Here is a 16,448-nt window from a genome sequence, read left to right on the forward strand (position 1 = left end):
GAACTGGAAATGATCGAGGCTCTGCAGGAGGCATCTGGTCCCAGCCTGCTCGACATTCTGCGCAGCAAGCAGTCCGGCAGCTTGCGCAACGCCGCTGTACGGGACCATATCCTGCACGTCATGCGACTGCAGCCTGAGCTTGTTCCGCTTTGACGGACACCATTGGTGTGGTGGTCAGGCTGCGAGTGTGGTCTCGTATTCGGCGGGACTGCGGTAGCCGAGGCTGCTGTGCAGACGGTGCAAGTTGTACCAGCCCTCATGAAGTCGAAGATCGCAGTGCGGGCGGCGGCCCGGCTTGGCCAGGGGCCCGTGTCGAGCAACTCCCGTTTGATGGTGGCGAAGAACGACTCGGCGAGCGCGTTGTCCCAGCACTGCCCGGTGCGGCCGACGGACAGACGGACATCGAACTCCGCTGCCAGAGCGGCGAATTGCTGACTGGTGTACTGACAGCCACGATCCGAGTGGAAGATCACCGGCCGGGTGGGACGACGCCTTCGGCAGGCGGACCCGAGAGCGTCCGCGACCAGTTCGGTCCGCAGGTGGTCGGCGGTGGACCAGCCGACCACGCGGCGGAAGGCGATGTCGATGACGGCGGCCAGATAGAGCCAGCCCTTCTCGGTGGCAACGTAGGTGATGTCACCGCACCAGCGGGTGTCGAGGCCGTCCGGGTGGGGAGCGAAGTCCCGGACAATGAGGTCGGTAGGTGCAGCCGAGGCAGGCGGCGGCGTAGTAGGAGTTGCGTTCCTGGGCGGCGGTGTAGACGAGAACGATCGCGCCCTCCCCCTCTCCCAGGATGTTGCGGTAGCGCTGGACGACGGTCGTGCCGTCCGGCGTCCAGGTCGCCGGTCCTGCACGCCGGGGCGGCGGGCGAACAGGCTGCTGAGTGTCACGGGTGACTTTTCCTTCGGGATGGTCGTTGGTCAGGCGGCCCGCCGGTGCGTGGCCGGGGAGGTCATGTAGGTATCGGGGCTGGGCTCGAAGCCGTGGTGGCACGGGTCGCAGCAGCCCTGGGTGCGCAGCGGTACTGGCACAGAGCACTTGTTCCGCAGCTGTCGTATTCCGGAGCAAGAAGGTCCGTCAGCCCCTTCGCATGGCCCTGGGCTGTGAGAATTCGCTGGTCGAGACCGGGGCCCGTACAGGATGCTGCAGGCGTGATTGAGCGAGAAGCCGCGGTTCAGGCTGTCGAAGAACAGCTGGAGCGCGACTATCAGAAGTGGCGAGCTGCGGGTGTGGACGCGATGCGCATGGCTGTGGTCCATGTCGAGGAGCACGAGCTGGTGTGGATTGTCTCCTGGCAGTCCGAGGAGTTCGTACGCACTCGGAACTCGGAGTTCATGCTGGCCGGCAATGGGCCGTACTTGGTCGACCGTGTCGACGGAGGACTGCACCAGATCGGCGTCGTCTCCGCGGTAACCGGAGAGTGGGAGGTCGACTACCGAGCCCGTATACGTGGGCTGCCGGTACGCACCGCAGTAGACGATCTACACGATGCGATACGCGGAGTCGCCGCTACGCGCGGACGCATGCATGCTGTGCGGGCCCTGCGCCAGAGGCTGCCGGTACTGTCGCCTGCGGAGGCCATCGAGTACGTGAGCGCGTTGCTGGACGGTGATGCACCAGCGCGCCTCGTGGCCGTCGCCACCAAGGAACTCGTGGAGCCTCTCAACCCGGTGCTTGCTGTGGAGACCATTCGACATGGTGCGCCCCGTCAGACCCACTGACTGTGGGCTGCAAGCCCGAGTCGGCGCCTTGGACGGTGTCCTGGCTGGCCGGCTGTGGAACGTCACGTAATTCCCCATCAGCAGCGTCAGCTTCCCCAGCCAAACATTCGAGCATGGCGACGGGTGCCGTCTGTGCTCTCGCCCCAATAATCACTGAGACGGCCTGCGGCAACCTCCGTATCTTGGCGCCATGACGGACGAGGGAGAGCCGAGGCTCTATGTGAACCGCTGGGGCGACACGTCGGACCCGGCCCCAGGGCAGCGCGGGTCCTACAGGGACATCTGCTCGTGCTTTGACCAGTCCAGGCCTCATCCGCGAGCCCGAGTTGGATTTCACGCCGAGCGGCAGGACACCTCCGCTCCGGGCTGGCAGCACCTGCTGGAGCTGATCGACGAGGCCGCCGCCGACAGGCGCGAAGAGTTCCGTCCCCTCACCGTGCTCAGCCCAGAAGAGCGGCGGCAGATCATCACCCTGCCACCGAGCATCGCCAGGCTGACGGCGGTCAAGCACCTCGTGCTCTACGGCAGCAATCTGGTCCGGATCCCGCCCGAGATCGGGGCCATGACCAGTCTGGAGGAGTTCACCCCCTACACCTCCTACCGGCTGCACTGGTTTCCCTACGAAATCACCCGATGCCGGAAGCTGACTCGCAGCACGGTGAGCACGCGCGCATTGTTTGGCAACTACAAGATGCGACCGCCGTTCCCGCAGCTACAGCCTTCCTTGGACTCCGTCGCGGACCTCGATCTGGGAAACCTGGATCCCCGGCACTGGGGCGCCACCGCCATCCGCAGCTGCAGTGTCTGCGACCGCCCGATCGAGCAGAGCAGACTCCATCAGGTGTGGATCTCACTGCGCGTGGCCACTGACGTATTGCCCCTTCTGGTCAGCGCCTGCTCATCGGTGTGTGTCGCCGCGCTGCCCGGCAGTGCTCGCGACTACGTCCCTACACCACACAAGGGCGGCCAAGTCGACCAGCCGGCATCCGACTGGGACTGACCAGCCGAACACCTCCTCGCCGCCGCTCGCCGGAGAAACAAGACCACAGCCACGTGCCTGAAGCCCGAACATCTGGGCCCGGTCAGAGACCCGACGGATGACTGGAAAGCCAGTCGGCATGCCGATCGCGCATCCGGTCCCGTTCCTCGGACGTGGCGAAGAAGACGTCGGCGCCACCGTCGTAGGGGTGGTGGATGCGCTGCATCCGGGTGTCGGTGATGAGAACTCCCGCCACCTTGTCGTCGGCGATGTCTCGGAGCAACTCGTCGATGCAGCCACGCCGCCAGGGCCGGCGCGCGGCGGAGAGGTGGCAGTACGTGCGGAACTCAGGATCAGGATCGTCCTCCACCAGCAGACTCTGCCAATACCCCGCGTCGGGTTGGAATGACGGAACCTCGGCTTCGGTCGTCCAGAGCGGAGTGATCACGTATACGTCCGCACCAGCGAACAACTCATCGAGGATGGTGTTGTAACGCTCCAGGGCAACGGTGTACTCGCTCTCGTTCTCCGCGTACCGCTTCGACTCCGGCAGGCTGTGAAAGCGCACCCAGACATCCCGATACGGGCCACGGAGTTTGTACCCAACCGGAGGGCAACTGGGCCAACGCTGCTGCCACAGCTCCGTCAAAGCCGCCTGTCCGCCTCCAGACACCCGCCGCACTCGTCCTCTCGCGTATGAACCTACCGACGACCACGATGCCGAGGCTCACCCACCAAGAGAAACCGACTTCCTGGGCTTTCTACGGGGCGCTGGGCCGTCTGACCGCTCTCCGCCCGGTCCGCACCGAGGGGGGCGGGCCGGACGGGCAGCGGTCAGGGTCAGTTCAGCGACGGCGGCTGCCGGGTGGGGGTCGTACGGCTGGTACGGGCTGGGGCGGCATGTGGATCTCGGCGTGCACCTCAGGGGCCGGGACTTCGACGTCGACGAACACGGGCCGGGTGAAGCTGATGCCGCGCAGGCGAGGACGGACAGGGCTATCCAGGCGAGGACGGCGATGCCGGCGGCGACCTGGCGGCCCGGATCGGGAGTGCCGTACTGGTGAAGAGGCAGTGTTCCAACCGTGCGCTATTCACCGGCGCAGGCGGTGGTCCAATCAGGCGGTAGCAGGCAGTCAGGCGCCCAGTGACGGGCAACTGGTCAAGGAGGGGGAGTCAGCGAGGCAATCTCGCGACCTTCCGCGGGGTGAGCGACGTGTGCGTTGATCAGGTACGCGGCCAGCGCGATCCGGCGCGTACCATGGCGAGTGGCGACCCATGCCGTCGACAATGATCTTGCGCGTCTCCGCGTCTGGTATGCGCTCGTTTGGGTGGTTCTTTGCAGCGGCTTGGGGCTGTGTGCGGCGACCTTCCTGGTGATGATCAAGATCTCCCGGTTGCTGGCCGCGCTGACAGTGGCGGACAAACCCGCCTTCCCTGCTGGTGCGCTGAGCGGCTGGCCCGGCTTCAACTTTCTCCAGGATGACCAGCGTGTTGGTGCCGTCGCCGTGTGGGCGGGTGCCGCCGGGGAGCTGAAAGTGAGCGATGGGAAGGCACTGGTCCTGAGGTGGATCAGGGCTGATTTGTTGCTGGACATGCTTGCTTTCACCCCTGCGTATGTCATCGCCATCTATCCGTGAAGCACCCACCGGACGAACCGCTGCAGATCCCCGGGCCCTCGGCGTAGGACGCGAGTGGCCCCCGCCGCAGGGCAGGGGCACTCGGTTGGGTACTGCCGCTATGGGCTACTTCAGCCCGAATGCCCGGATGATCTCCTGGCTGACGCTCAGGCCGTCGGGACCCTTGGCGGAGGCCCGCAGCGAGACGAACGAACCGGGGGTGTCCGGGGTGGAGAACTTCGCCGTCCAGCGCCCGTCGGCCGTCTTCGACAGCGGCACCTCCCGCCACGTCGCGCCATCGTCGTACGACACGGCCAGCGTGGCCGCCTCGCCCTTGAACTGCTCGCCGGCGAACCAGTGCTGGGTCTCCGCGCCCAGGCCGATCGTCAGCGCCCGGCCCCCCTCGGCGTCGCCCCGCAGGTCCGTGGGGACGTCGAGGGACAGGTTCAGCAGCTTCAGGTCGTAACGGCCGTAGTCGTTCGCCGCGTTCGGGTGGTGGGTGAACCCGTACTCGGTGCGGACCTTCGTCGAGGTACGCCAGACGTCGTCGTCACGGGTGGCCTGTGCCACCACGCGGTAGGGCTTGGTCTCGCGCGGCAGGGTGACCGAGAAGGCCCGGCCCGGCGACTGCTTGAGCAGCGTGCCGCCGTCGTAGAAGGCGATGGTGCCGGCGTCGTACTCGTCGTCGGGCATCGCACCGGAGTGGCCGCGGCCCGAGTCCGACCACATGGGGACGTTGACCTGCACCCCGCGGTTGTCGGTGATCGTGCTCACGTACCCGGGGCCGAAGCGCGGGTGGTGCACCGGGGCGAACCACTCGGCGGTGTAGGTGCGGTCGGCCCGGTAGCGGTCGTTGTCACCGCGCATCTCGTGATCGGCGAAGTAGTCGAAACCGATGCGGTGGTTCTCGTACCAGAAGCTGTCGCCGTACTGCGGGGTGACGTACTCGGTGCGCACGGCCGGGAACTTCTCGTACTCCTGCAGGCCCACGCCCCGGCCGCGGCCGATCTCGCGGACCGGGACGTAGTAGCGGAAGCCGCCGCCCAGTGTGTCCTTGTGCCCGTAGTACTTGCTGGTGATCTTCGCCAGGTCCTCCTCGGACGGGCGGTAGTCCAGCGCCCGGTCGGGGATCGCGTCCCGGTACACCCGCACCAGGTCGTAGAGGTAGTCCGGGAAGCGCTTCTGATCCACGCGCAGGATGCCGCGGCCCGACTTGGCCTCGGCGATCAGCCGGGCGCCGTCGCCAGCCCGGGCGGAGGCCACCGTGATCTCCTGGGCGCCGTAGCCCTCGTACAGGCGGCCGCGGGCGTCGTTGACGGTGACCAGCATCGCCGCGCCGGCCGCCGTCGCGTTCTGGGCGCGGGTCTTCGCGTCCACCTCGTCGCTGCGCTCGACGATCACGGCCTTGCCGCGGGCGTCGATGCCGTCGTAGTCGGCGGTGGCGCCCTTGCCCGCGTAGACGGTGGCGAGCTTGCTGCTGCCGTCCTTGTACGCGGTGCCGTTCTGGCCGGTCAGCTCTACCTCGTGGCCGCTGCCGGTCTCCGCGTCGAGGAACTCCTCGCGCAGCCGCCAGCGGGTCATGTAGCTGAACTCGCCCTTGGTGATCTCCTTGGTCGGGCTCAGGTACACGGTGTCGTAGTACGGCAGCAGCACGAACTGCGAGTCGAAGCCGATGCCACTGGTGCCCGTGCCGCCCGGGTACATACGGTGGTAGTCGAGGATCGTCTGCGAGACCTCGGTCTCCTTCGGCGCGCGCACGTTTGCCGCGTGCGCCTTGCTCGCGTCCAGCGTCACCGTCGTCGGACCGTCCACCACGGTCTCGGGGGCGGTCAGGAACGCCACGCCGAGGGAGTCGGGGCGCTCACCCGCGACGTCCAGGTAGGACCAGGCGGTGTACGTGCCCGGGGGCAGGCGCAGGGTCGTCTTCCCCGGGACGAGCACGCTGTAAGGGGCCGACCTGCCCTCCCAGGTGAGGGCGATGACGCCGGTGGCGGGCTTCCCCGCGCGGTCCTTCAACTCCAGCGTGTAGTCATACAGCTCGCGCTCCTTGTACAGCGCGAAGCCGGTGTGCGCGACGACGGCGCCGCCGCTGCTCGCGACGACCTGGCCCGAGAAGGACGTGTTGGCCGGCACGTTCGCCGGGTCGAGGGTCAGCTTTACGTCGGCGGTGCCGCCCGCGGGGACGGTGACCGTGTCCACCGACAGGGAATACGCCGCGTCCTGGGTGTCCAGCGCCAGGTCCAGCGTGATGTCCGCCGTGCCGGTGTTGCGGTAGGTGATGGTGCGCTCGGTGGCCGTCGCGTCCGCGTGCGGCCACTTGTAGACGGCGGCGGGAACGGAGCCGGTGGCACCGATGGTGGTGTCCAGCGTCGCCGGGACGTCGAGCCGGCCGGTACCCATGGAGTACGGGCTGTGCGCGTCCAGCTTCTTCGACGTGGACATCAGCGCGTCCTTGATGCGCCGACCGTCCCAGTCTGGGTGGCGCTGCTTGAGGATCGCCGCGGCGCCCGCGACGTGCGGGGTGGCCATCGAGGTGCCGTTCATCGAGCGGTACATGCCGCCCGTCCAGCCCGGCACCGCCTGCGAGGCGGCCGCGCTGACGCCCACACCCGGCGCGGAGATGTCCGGCTTCAGGGCATAGGAGCCCGTCAGCGGGCCCTGGCTGGAGAACGAGGCACGTTTGTCGGTCTTGTCCACCGCGGCCACCGTCAGCGCCGCGGCGGCGGAACCCGGAGAGCCGATGGTGCCCGGGGAGGAGCTGTTGCCGGCGGCGACGACGAACAGCGGACCGCCGTTCGCAGACAGGGCGTTGAGCGCCTGCGACTCCGGCGTGTTGCCGTCGTCGCCGACCTGGGTGCCCAGGCTCATCGACACGACGTCGGCGCCCTGCGCCTTCGCCCACTCCATGCCCTCGACGATGCCGGACTCGGAGCCGTAGCCGCTGTTCGCGAGCACCTTGCCGACCAGCAGGTCGGCGCCCGGCGCCACGCCCTTGTTGGCGCCGCCCGAGGCCGCGCCGGAGCCGACGACCGTGGACGCGACGTGCGTACCGTGCCCGTGCCCGTCGGTGACCTCCTCACCGGGGATGAAGCTCTTCGTGCCGACGATCCGGTCCTTGACGTCCGGGTGGTTCGGGTCGATGCCGCTGTCCAGTACGGCGACCTTGGTGCCCGTACCGTCGAAGCCCTTCGCCCACGCCTGTGGGGCGCCGATTTGCGGCACGGACTCGGCGAGGTTCACCTTCACGCGGCCGTCCAGCCACAGCTTGCCGATCCCGCCGTCCAGCGTCCGCGCGTTCGCCCCGGCGGGGGTGACGGCGTCCCAGAAGGCGCGCGCCCGGCCCTTGTCCGCCTTCAGTGCCGTCGCGCCGATCGACTCGAGCGTACGGACCTTTGCAGCGCCCTTCGGGGCGGCAGGGGGCTGTGCGGAACGGGACTTGGGAGCTGCGGCGATCAACGGGATGCCGTCCGCGTGCGCGTCGTCCAGCTGCATCGCTGCGAGGTCGGTGATATTGAACAGCCGGTGGTCGACGCGGTCGGCGGCCAGCAGCGGCAGCAAGTCCGCGGGCAGTACGTAGGTGTCCTCGCCGTAGCGTTGGATGTGCACCCCGCCGGTCGCGCCCTCGGGGCGGTCGACGGTCACCACGTCGTTGCCGCCGGCGATCTCCTGGTAGTGCACGACGTCACCGGTGATCAGCGTGATGTCGTAGGACTCGGTGCTGCCCTGCCGCGATGCTTGTGCCGCGCCCGTCGTGCCGGCGTTCGCCGTGCTCTGGGGCAGCAGCAGCCCGCCGCCGAGCGCGATCGCGGTGGCGGTCGCGGCCAGCGCGGACCGCCGTCTCGATGCAAAAGTCATGCCGGGATCTTTACGGAGCGTTCACCTCCGCACATCGGCCCACGGGCGGCGGGTAGCCGCCATGGCGGCTACCCGCCGATGCTTCCTGACGTCCAGCTGCACCAGGAACTTCTTCCCCAGCGGATGCCGTACTGCCAGCGCCAGCAGGCTGCGTACCCCGCCGGGTAGACCGTGCCGCGCAAGGCCTCCTCGGGCCCGCGTACGGAAGGGAGCTGAGGCCGTCCCCTCCGAGCCGGATCGGCATGGCGCTGGCTGAGTACCCCGCTTGAAAGGCTGCGGCCTGTCGGCGGTCACGCAATTCGGCTCTGTCGAGGATCTTGTGACGTACCCAGTCCGAACTGGGCATCTACTGGGTGTGCGGTTCAGGGGATTTGGGGCGGCTGCTACCGCATTTACTGATCGTTTCAGAATGCCGTCCTACGGAGACGCTGGCGGCCCCATGGAACAATCCGTTTATTCTCGGGCTCAGGGGGACTCTGTATGGAACGGGTTGGGGCTGCGCGAGACCTCGTGCTCGGTTACGTCCGCGCTCTGAAGGCGATCGATGAGGCCATGAAGGTGGCGATCCCCTCGCTTGAGCGACTGGCGGACATTGTCGGCCTGGCCCGTTCGCGCCAGATCAGCCGGAGTGATCACATCGGCACCTACTCCTGCAAAGTTCATGGGGCAGGGTGCCGCTTCGTGAGCGACAACGGCACTGAGGTCGATGTGGACTTCGCAGCCGACGGGAGCGAAGTCTTCGACCTCTGGCGGCTGCGCGGGTACGGGCTGAGCCTGCCGGAGCCTCTTGACGTCACGGATCACGAGATGCGGTCCGCAGTGCGGTCGCTGCAACCGCTTCTGAACGAGGTGCGGCCGGGGTGGTTCAGCGTAGCCAACTGATCGCTTCAGGATGCGGTTCGTAGGCGGCGGAGGCATATGAGGCCGCAGGCCAGTTCGAGCAGGCCCTGGTGGAGATCGGCGCGTCGTTCGTAGCGGGTGCGGAGCCGTTTGAACTGGTGCAGCCAGGCGAAGGCGCGCTCGACCACCCCATCGCACCTTGCCCAGTCCGGAGCCATGGGCGACGCCGCGTCGGGCGATCAAGGGTTTGATGCCGCGCTTCCACAGCAGGCGGCGGTACTTGTCGAAGTCGTAGCCTCGGTCGGCATACAGACGCCGGGGTTTGCGGCGGGGGCGTCCCCGAAGTCCCCGGATCGATGGGATGGCGTCCAGCAGAGGCAGGAGCTGGGTGACGTCGTGCCGGTTGCCGCCGGTGAGCGTGACGGCGAGTGGGGTTCCGTGCCGGTCGACGATCAGGTGGTGCTTCGAGCCGGGGCGGGCGCGGTCGACGGGCGAGGGGCCGACGTGATCCCCCTTTGAGAGCCCGGACGTGCGACCCGTCCACGGAGCAGTCGTCCAGGTCCAGCAGGCCCGCGTGGCGAAGCTCGGTAAGCAGGGCGGCGTGCAGGCGCGGCCACACGCCGGCCTCGGTCCAGTCCCGCAGCCGGCGCCAGGCCGTCACACCGGAGCAGCCCACCGTCCCCGCGGGAACATCACGCCACGCGACACCGGTCCGCAGCACGTACATGACGCCTGCGAGTGCCACTCGGTCGGGAACGCGCAGCCGCCCGGGGTGGCGACGGCGCCGTTCGGGAGTGGGAGGCAGCAGCGGGGCCACCCGCTCCCACAAGTCGTCAGGAACAAGATCAGCACGCACTCCGGACACCCTGCCGACCAAGATCGTCCAGCACAAGACCCGCGGCTCAACTCATTCTGAAACGATCAGTAACTCACCTGGGAGCCCGCGACTACGACACAGCCAACGGACGGTTCATCAGCGTCGACCCCATCCGCGACTGAAAGACCCCCAGCAGATCAACGGCTACGCCTACAGCAACAACAACCCCGTCACCTTCTTCGACCCCACCGGCTGATCCTCGCCTGCGGCAGCGGAGAGCCCGCGTGCCCGAGCGGGCCCAAGGGACCCCCGGTGAACGTGGAGCCCACTGCAGGCACTACCTCCTCTGGCGGAACGACTAGTACCGCGGGCACAGCACCCACGGCGCCGTCAGGCCGCGCTCAGCGAACAGCGACTCCAACGCCGCACGGCGCCGGGCGTACGGCCAGCCAGTGAGGTCGGCGCCTGCGTGGACCAAGTCGAAGGCCAGGAAGTGCGCCGGCCACTCCCGGGCCGCCTGAGCGGCAGCTGCTGCCCCGCGCCGGTCGAGCCGTTGTTGCGGCCGCTCGAACGCCGGCCGGTCCCGCTCCCACACCACCAGCTCGCCATCGAGCCCGGTGTCCGCCGGTACCCGCGTGAGGGAGGCCGCGCGGATCTCGGGGAACGAGGCCGTCATGTCCGTGCCGCGCCGTGAGCGCAGCAGCACCCGCCCGCCCGCGTACGCGAGCTGGGCACGGTAGCCGTCCCACTTGGGTTATGCGCTGTTGAGCTGTCCAGGAGCCATTGTCCAGCGCCATGTCGATCACGGGATGGCGGGTGCACTTCACTCGCCGAGACCTGGTGTGGTCGCAGGAAGTGACCCCGTTCATGCGGGAGTTCAGCGCGCTGTTTGTTGGTCTTGATCAGCGGTTGGACGACTTGGGCATACCCGAGGGGCAGCCGTTCCTGATCAGTCCGGCGGGCGACTGTGACGTGGAACTGAACCGCTACTTCTCCGTGTTGCTGGCGTCCTTTCCGTGGAGGCGCGGCACCGAGATGGCTCCAGCGTTCCCGGAGACGGATCAACGCCCTCCGCATGGTGTCGCGGGTGTCTACTGCTGTCATGCCATCAGGCCTTCCGGGAATCGCGGTGGGGCTGTCGGCTACTGCTCACCCAGGCTGGTGGCGTGTTGATCCACCTCGATGTCCGAGCGTTGTATGCCGGTGAATCGGGTGGGCCGGAAGGACCGCAGGAGGTCCTGTTCCTGATCGGTTGTGATCTCGGTCGCGGTCAGCCGCCCCAGGATCGGCGCCAAGGTGACCCCGCTGTGCGAGACGAGGCAGTAGATGCGGGACTGCGCGGAGGCATAGCCGGCGACAGTGTGGCCGTCTGCGGGCAGTGACCGGAAGCCGACGCGCAGGTCGATCTTCGGTGCCCGGCTCGGGTCGGTCAGCAGTGTGGAGAACCGCCGAACGAGGGTGCTTGCCAGGTCCCCGTCCGCGGACGGAGGGTCTGCCGGATCGACGTCACCGTTCAGATCGAGAGCCTGCAGCACAGTATGCCCGTCGGCCGTGGGGCGGAGGTTGAGGCCGGGGCTGTGGATCACACAGCGCAGGTCGAGTTCCGGGGACCTGGAGTAGCCGAGCAGACCGACGGTCTGCGCTCCGCGACCGACATCCGTCACCATGGGAATGTCGATCCCGGCCCGTGCGGCGAGCCGTTCTGTCCAGCGGCCTGCCGCTAGGACGACTCGATCGCCTGTACAGACCCGGCCTCCGGCCAGGGTGACGGACACTCCGTCAGGCCTGTCATCGATGGCCACGACCTCGCCGATCGCGAACTTGGCTCCGTGCTGCTCGGCATCCGCCAGCAAGTTGCCCACGAAGAGATCCGGCAGAACGTATCCCTCGCTGGAGAAGTGCGCGATGGACGTGATGGTCGCCGGGATGCGGAGCTCGCCTGCGATCCGAGTTGCTTCGTCCGGCGTGACCCAGTGTGCGGGGTAGCCCAGGGACTGCAGTCGTTCCACGTTGTCGGTGAGCCGCTGCTGGCTTGCGGCGTCCGCCCACTGCAGCGCCCCGCTGGGGAAGTACGACGGCGCGCCGCGCAGTTGCTCGGCGAGCCTGGCGTGCTCCTCCATCCCCGCGAGGTTCAGCCGGTGGTAGTCCGGGTCGAGCTTCCGGCTGGAGTTGGTCCAGGCGAAGGTGGTCGCGGTCGTACCGGTGCCGGCTCCCCACTGATCGAGCAGGAGAACGTCCACGCCGACGACGGCAAGGTGCCTCGCGACGCTCACGCCCAGCACGCCGGCACCGATGACGATGATCTTCATTGTTCACGCACTTCCTTCCTGGCAGCCACACGCTGCTCATGGGGCAGGGACGGGAAGCTCCAAGAAGAACTCGGCGGTTCCCGGACGGACGAGGGTCGTGACCACCTCGACGGTGCTTCCGTCATCGGCACGCAACTCCCTGCGCCTCATCAGCGCGGGTGTTCCGATCTCGCTGTGCAGCAATGCGGCGTCGTGGTCGTCGATGGTCACCGGGTCGAGGTAGAGCCGGACCGCATCGATCGGTACTCCTCTGCGCTGGAGATACGGGAGGGTGACGAGGTCTTCGAGGTTCTCGTTCAGCAGGTCGGGAGCCGCTGCAAAGAGAACGACGTGCCGCTCGACCGACTGTGGCTCCTCGCGCACGTCGAGCTTGCGGCGGACCAGTTCCACTACGGCCGTGTCGGCGGAGGCGCCAGGGAGGGCCAGGATGGCATCGGCGGCCCTGACGATCCGCGCGGAAACGACTTCGTGTCTGCCCGGTGCGCCTTTTGCGGCTGCCGCGGGGGTAACGAAGTTGAGCAGATTGATCTGCCGCATCACGTCTGCGACGAACGTCCCGTGGCGCCGCCGGCGGACCGCCAGCCCCGCCTCGGCCAGGTCGTTGAGGACGCGTTGGGCCGTGGCACGGCTGACGCCGTGCTGGGTGGAGAGGTCCTTCTCGGTTGGCAGTCGCACACCGGGAGGCAGATCCCCGGCCCGGATCTTCGCTTCGATCTCTCGCCTGATCTGTACGTAAAGTGGCACGGTCATGGTTAGACCGTACATTCAGTCAATTGACTGGTGATGGCGAGCTGACCAGCCAGTTCTCCGGCGTCCGCGCCTTGTTGGCGGGGCGCTGTGACCCCGGAGACGAGCCGGCGCGGGTTCCTTTGGAGCGTTCCGGAACGCCGATGACGAGTGATCGGACCCGCCTCCGCCGATTCGCGGAGGACGCGCAGGGCCCCCCGGCGCGGCCGCCACCGTACCGACGGTGGAGATCCTTTTCAGTCGGCAGTCGAGTGCCAGGGGGCTGGGCCTTGCCTGATTCGTCATGTCGATCTCCCGCCTGGCTGCGCGGCGAGCAGCGCCGCACAACTAGACCGTACAATCAGCGAATTGACCGGTCAATAGCAGGTTCGCCAAGGAGCTATTCATCAGCCACCCTCCTGAGAAGAAGCCGGTGCCAACAGGACCGGATTGGCAGCCGGTGCAACGCGCCCGGGCTGCCGATCAACGAGGTCCTGATCACCTGGTCCTGTGGGTCCTTCGTCCCCCGCAACCGCGCTTTCGCGGCGACCGAGGGAAGCGCGCCGGATTGGACGAAAAGGCCGAGGTCTGGTCCGAGGTGTGACGCACCGTTGGACGCGGCCAGCCATATCCCGACGCCGCCGCGTGCTGCAGCGGCCAACTCCTGCCGTACCGAATCCGAAAAGCCCAGCTCGCGCTCTGTCTCGGACAGCGGACAAGAACAAACCCTGCCCATAACTTCGGCTCGTACTGGAGTGAGCCGGGCAGCGTGCCGTCGGGCGGCAGTGCTCGCCGGGCTTCGGCAAGCATCGGCTCGATCGGAGGCGTCAGGACCACACAGCCACATCTACGCCGTACCGGCTTGGCCCGCGCGCTGAGCGGATCCGACCAGATGCACGGGCCGGACGGTGTCGGCCTCGGTGGCCCGGGCGGCCGTCTCCTGCCAGTGCCCGGAGTTGTCCCGGGGCAGGGTGGCGGCGAGGGCCGACTGTGGCCTGCAGCGATAGCTGGACAGAAAACGTCGGGAAGCCCCTTGGTGAGCGCCCGATGCTCAACGGTGGTTGGCCATTTTGCTCAGGGACAGCTGGTCATCGCGGCCTCAGCGAAAGAACTCGCGGGCGCCGCGGAGCCTGGTCCGCAACCGCTCCTGCGTTGCGCCGCTGTCGAGGCGTACGTCGAGGGCCCCAGGCAGGGAGGAATCGGCTCGTCGCCCGGCGGGCAGCCGCGCGCCGTCAAGACCATCGCGCCGGGCGATCAGCCGGGTTTGAGCAGGGCACACCGACAGCGCCATGATGGGGCCGTTCGAGTAGCCCCGTTGCGGTGGGAGCAGCAGATGCGGCCAGACGGGAAGACGGCCCCGTCCGATCTCCAGTTGAAGATCGTGCTGCACGGTACGAGACCGCCCCTGTGGCGGCGCCTTGTGCTGCCGTCCGACACCTCGCTCGGGACGCTGCACGACGCCATCCAGGTCGCCTTCGGATGGCACGGTGGCCATCTGCACCTGTTCACCGACGAGTTCGGCCGGGGGTACGGTGATGCGGCCCGACTCACCGACATCGGTCCCGGCTTCGGCCGCGGGGTCGGTGACGAGTACGCCACCGCGCTCGGCGACGTGCTGGCCGAGGAGGGAGCGCGGTTGCACTACGTCTACGACTTCGGCGATGACTGGGAGCACAGGATCACGCTGGAGAAGGCGCTGCCGCGTCCGGCGGGCGCGGAGCGGACGGTGCGCTGCGTCGGCGGGCGTCGCGCCGATGTACCGGCCGAGGACATCGGCGGCGTGTGGGGACTGGCCGAGGTGCTGGAGTTGCTCGAGGCCCCGGACAAGGCCGGGCACGGCCCTCACGGGGAACTCGTCGCCGAGCTGCGGGCGGCTGGTTACGACCCGGCGGCCTTCGACCGGGACGGGATGACCGCGCGGCTGGCCCAGTTGACGCCGGACATGGTGTCCGGTACAGCGAAGCCCCCGGCCCGTGATCGGACCGGGCACTGCGGCGTCCGTTGGCTGACCGCCGAGGACGTGGCGCCGTGTACCTGCGGGCAGTGCCCGGTCGGCGCCGGAGTCGACGAACCGGCCGAGGGTGTGCCTGTGCTGCGCCCGGTGACCTTGGCTCCGCAGGAGGACCTTGTCGCCGCCGTGCGGGGTGTCCCGCTCTTCGACGCGGCGCTGCGGCTCGCCGCCTGGTGCCGCGAGGGACGGCAGGTCACCGGCGGCCGCGTGCTGCGGCCCGCGCTCGCCCGTGAGGCCGTCGAGGAGCTCCAGCTGTGGAAGCTGGCCGACGGCGACTCACCGTACGCTGATGCCGTCGGGCGGGCTCGTGCGTTGAAATCGCTGCGCAGCGCCAAGGACGTGGCCGTTCTCGACGATCCATGGCGGCTCGCCGTGGACGGCGGGATGATCACGATCAGCGGGGGCCGCGCGTGGGGTGGCGCGGCGACCGACTTCGCCGACGAGGACCTTCTGGAGTTCTGGGCCGCCACGATGGGCGATTTGCTGGAGGAGATCGGTGAGACGGGGGTGCTGGACGGGTGGCACGGTGAGCTGGGCGAGCTGACAGCCGGGATCGCCGACGGACTGGTCGGGCTGCTGTACAACGCCCCGGACGACGCCTGGGCGGATGTCGACGACCTGCGCGCCAAGGCCCGTGAGGCGGGCGAGAACGGGCCGGAGTTCGATCTCTTCCAGGCGCTGTTCGCGGCGTCCTTCCGGCAACTGGGGAAAGAGCTCACCCTGCTGGGCGCGGTGGAGTACGAGCCCGGTGATGGCGACGATCCGGCCGAGCAGGCTCTGCGCACACTCCTGAACGCCGCGGGCGGACAGGAACTGGGCAGTTCAGGAACTTCGGCGGCGGCGTCGGACCGGTCGCGGGACGACAGGCGCGGGGACCGCATGCGGCTCACCCCGCTCGGCCGCTACGGGCTGCGTGCCTACCTGATGGAATGCGGTGTGCCCGCGCCGCTGCTCGGTGAGTACGCCGAAGCGGACGCCGACGCTCTGCTCCAGGGGCTCCGGGGCCACTCCCCCGAGGAGATGCGCCAGGAGGTCGAAGGGTGGCTGCGCCATCGCTCCGCAGCCGATGCCGCGGTGGGCCTCCTGGACGCCTGCGCGGGGAACGACCCCGAGGCCGCGGCGAAGCGCGCCGTGGCCCGGCTGGTGCTGGCCGGCCTCGACGACCCCCGGGCACTGCGAGTACTGCGGAAGGCAGCGGACTCCGACGTCGAAGGATGCCGCCAGGTGGCCACCGCGACCCTGGGTGCGCGCTCCGGACAAGAGGCCCGTGTTGACCCGGCGCGGGCGGAGGCGGCCGGGTTGTGGCTGTTCATCGACGGGCTCTCGCTCTTCGTCACTGCCCAGGAGGGCGAGGAGCTGGTCCGCGGCTTTCTGGAGCACCGGACCACGATGCCGGAGGCCCTCGGGCATCGGGTGGACGACCTGTGGCGAGTGGAGCACCCGGCCACCGCCCAGGTGCTCGCCGAACTGGGTGAGGGCCTGCGCGGCGTGGACAAGCAGCTCGCCAAACGCATGCGTGCCGCGGCGAACAAGGCGCGCTCGCGCCGGTGACGACGGGCCCGAACCCCGCTGGT

General features: G+C 68.5%; 10 protein-coding genes and 5 pseudogenes. 7 read left to right on the forward strand and 8 right to left on the reverse strand.

Annotation, left to right across the window (positions count from 1 at the left end; all coding sequences use genetic code 11):
* The first annotated feature begins 9 nt into the window (after positions 1 to 9).
* Complete coding sequence (locus ACFVJQ_RS38275; RefSeq protein ID WP_385515138.1) at positions 10 to 153, forward strand: hypothetical protein; 144 nt, start codon at positions 10 to 12, stop codon at positions 151 to 153.
* A 161-nt stretch (positions 154 to 314) separates the two neighbouring features.
* On the opposite strand, the pseudogene ACFVJQ_RS38280 reads toward ACFVJQ_RS38275, so the two are convergent.
* Positions 315 to 890: pseudogene (locus ACFVJQ_RS38280) on the reverse strand (IS3 family transposase); the annotation flags it as partial.
* Between the two features lie 261 nt (positions 891 to 1,151).
* On the opposite strand from ACFVJQ_RS38280, the gene ACFVJQ_RS38285 reads away from it, so the two are divergent.
* Positions 1,152 to 1,721, forward strand: a complete 570-nt coding sequence (locus ACFVJQ_RS38285; RefSeq protein ID WP_385790356.1) for a YrhB domain-containing protein — start codon at positions 1,152 to 1,154, stop codon at positions 1,719 to 1,721.
* Positions 1,722 to 1,911: 190 nt separating this feature from the next.
* Positions 1,912 to 2,721: a leucine-rich repeat domain-containing protein gene (locus tag ACFVJQ_RS38290; RefSeq protein ID WP_385790358.1), complete on the forward strand. Its 810-nt coding sequence runs from the start codon at positions 1,912 to 1,914 to the stop codon at positions 2,719 to 2,721.
* A gap of 82 nt (positions 2,722 to 2,803) precedes the next feature.
* Here ACFVJQ_RS38290 and ACFVJQ_RS38295 read toward each other — a convergent pair whose 3' ends face one another.
* Positions 2,804 to 3,268, reverse strand: a complete 465-nt coding sequence (locus tag ACFVJQ_RS38295; RefSeq protein ID WP_385790360.1) for a hypothetical protein — start codon at positions 3,266 to 3,268, stop codon at positions 2,804 to 2,806.
* 697 nt (positions 3,269 to 3,965) lie between these two features.
* Between ACFVJQ_RS38295 and ACFVJQ_RS38300 the strand changes: the two genes are divergently transcribed.
* Complete coding sequence (locus tag ACFVJQ_RS38300; protein ID WP_385790362.1) at positions 3,966 to 4,337, forward strand: hypothetical protein; 372 nt, start codon at positions 3,966 to 3,968, stop codon at positions 4,335 to 4,337.
* Positions 4,338 to 4,442: 105 nt separating this feature from the next.
* Here ACFVJQ_RS38300 and ACFVJQ_RS38305 read toward each other — a convergent pair whose 3' ends face one another.
* Positions 4,443 to 8,171 carry a S8 family serine peptidase gene (locus tag ACFVJQ_RS38305; RefSeq protein ID WP_385790364.1) on the reverse strand — a complete coding sequence of 1,243 codons (3,729 nt, stop codon included), beginning with the start codon at positions 8,169 to 8,171 and terminating at the stop codon, positions 4,443 to 4,445.
* Positions 8,172 to 8,681: 510 nt separating this feature from the next.
* Between ACFVJQ_RS38305 and ACFVJQ_RS38310 the strand changes: the two genes are divergently transcribed.
* Entirely contained in the window at positions 8,682 to 9,053 is a 372-nt protein-coding gene (locus ACFVJQ_RS38310; RefSeq protein WP_385518310.1) for a DUF6896 domain-containing protein, read from the forward strand.
* Positions 9,054 to 9,058: 5 nt separating this feature from the next.
* On the opposite strand, the pseudogene ACFVJQ_RS38315 reads toward ACFVJQ_RS38310, so the two are convergent.
* A pseudogene (locus ACFVJQ_RS38315) lies at positions 9,059 to 9,867 on the reverse strand (IS5 family transposase).
* A 68-nt stretch (positions 9,868 to 9,935) separates the two neighbouring features.
* Between ACFVJQ_RS38315 and ACFVJQ_RS38320 the strand changes: the two are divergent.
* Positions 9,936 to 10,081: pseudogene (locus tag ACFVJQ_RS38320) on the forward strand (RHS repeat-associated core domain-containing protein); the annotation flags it as partial.
* A gap of 105 nt (positions 10,082 to 10,186) precedes the next feature.
* Here ACFVJQ_RS38320 and ACFVJQ_RS38325 read toward each other — a convergent pair.
* The 4 genes and pseudogenes from ACFVJQ_RS38325 to ACFVJQ_RS38340 all read right to left on the reverse strand — a co-directional run.
* Positions 10,187 to 10,567, reverse strand: a pseudogene (locus ACFVJQ_RS38325) (ATP-dependent DNA ligase); the annotation flags it as partial.
* Positions 10,568 to 10,970: 403 nt separating this feature from the next.
* Positions 10,971 to 12,137 (reverse strand): NAD(P)/FAD-dependent oxidoreductase, encoded by a 1,167-nt coding sequence (locus ACFVJQ_RS38330; protein WP_385790366.1) that lies wholly within the window; start codon positions 12,135 to 12,137, stop codon positions 10,971 to 10,973.
* Positions 12,138 to 12,173: 36 nt separating this feature from the next.
* A complete protein-coding gene (locus tag ACFVJQ_RS38335; RefSeq protein ID WP_385517534.1) occupies positions 12,174 to 12,887 on the reverse strand; it encodes a GntR family transcriptional regulator in 714 nt (237 codons plus the stop codon).
* A gap of 1,075 nt (positions 12,888 to 13,962) precedes the next feature.
* A pseudogene (locus ACFVJQ_RS38340) lies at positions 13,963 to 14,121 on the reverse strand (dTDP-4-dehydrorhamnose reductase); the annotation flags it as partial.
* Positions 14,122 to 14,196: 75 nt separating this feature from the next.
* On the opposite strand from ACFVJQ_RS38340, the gene ACFVJQ_RS38345 reads away from it, so the two are divergent.
* Positions 14,197 to 16,425, forward strand: a complete 2,229-nt coding sequence (locus tag ACFVJQ_RS38345; RefSeq protein WP_385790368.1) for a plasmid pRiA4b ORF-3 family protein — start codon at positions 14,197 to 14,199, stop codon at positions 16,423 to 16,425.
* Positions 16,426 to 16,448 lie beyond the last annotated feature (23 nt).

The sequence above is a fragment of the Streptomyces sp. NPDC127197 genome (assembly GCF_042672405.1).
GTDB classification, from domain to species: Bacteria; Actinomycetota; Actinomycetes; order Streptomycetales; family Streptomycetaceae; genus Streptomyces; species Streptomyces flavusporus.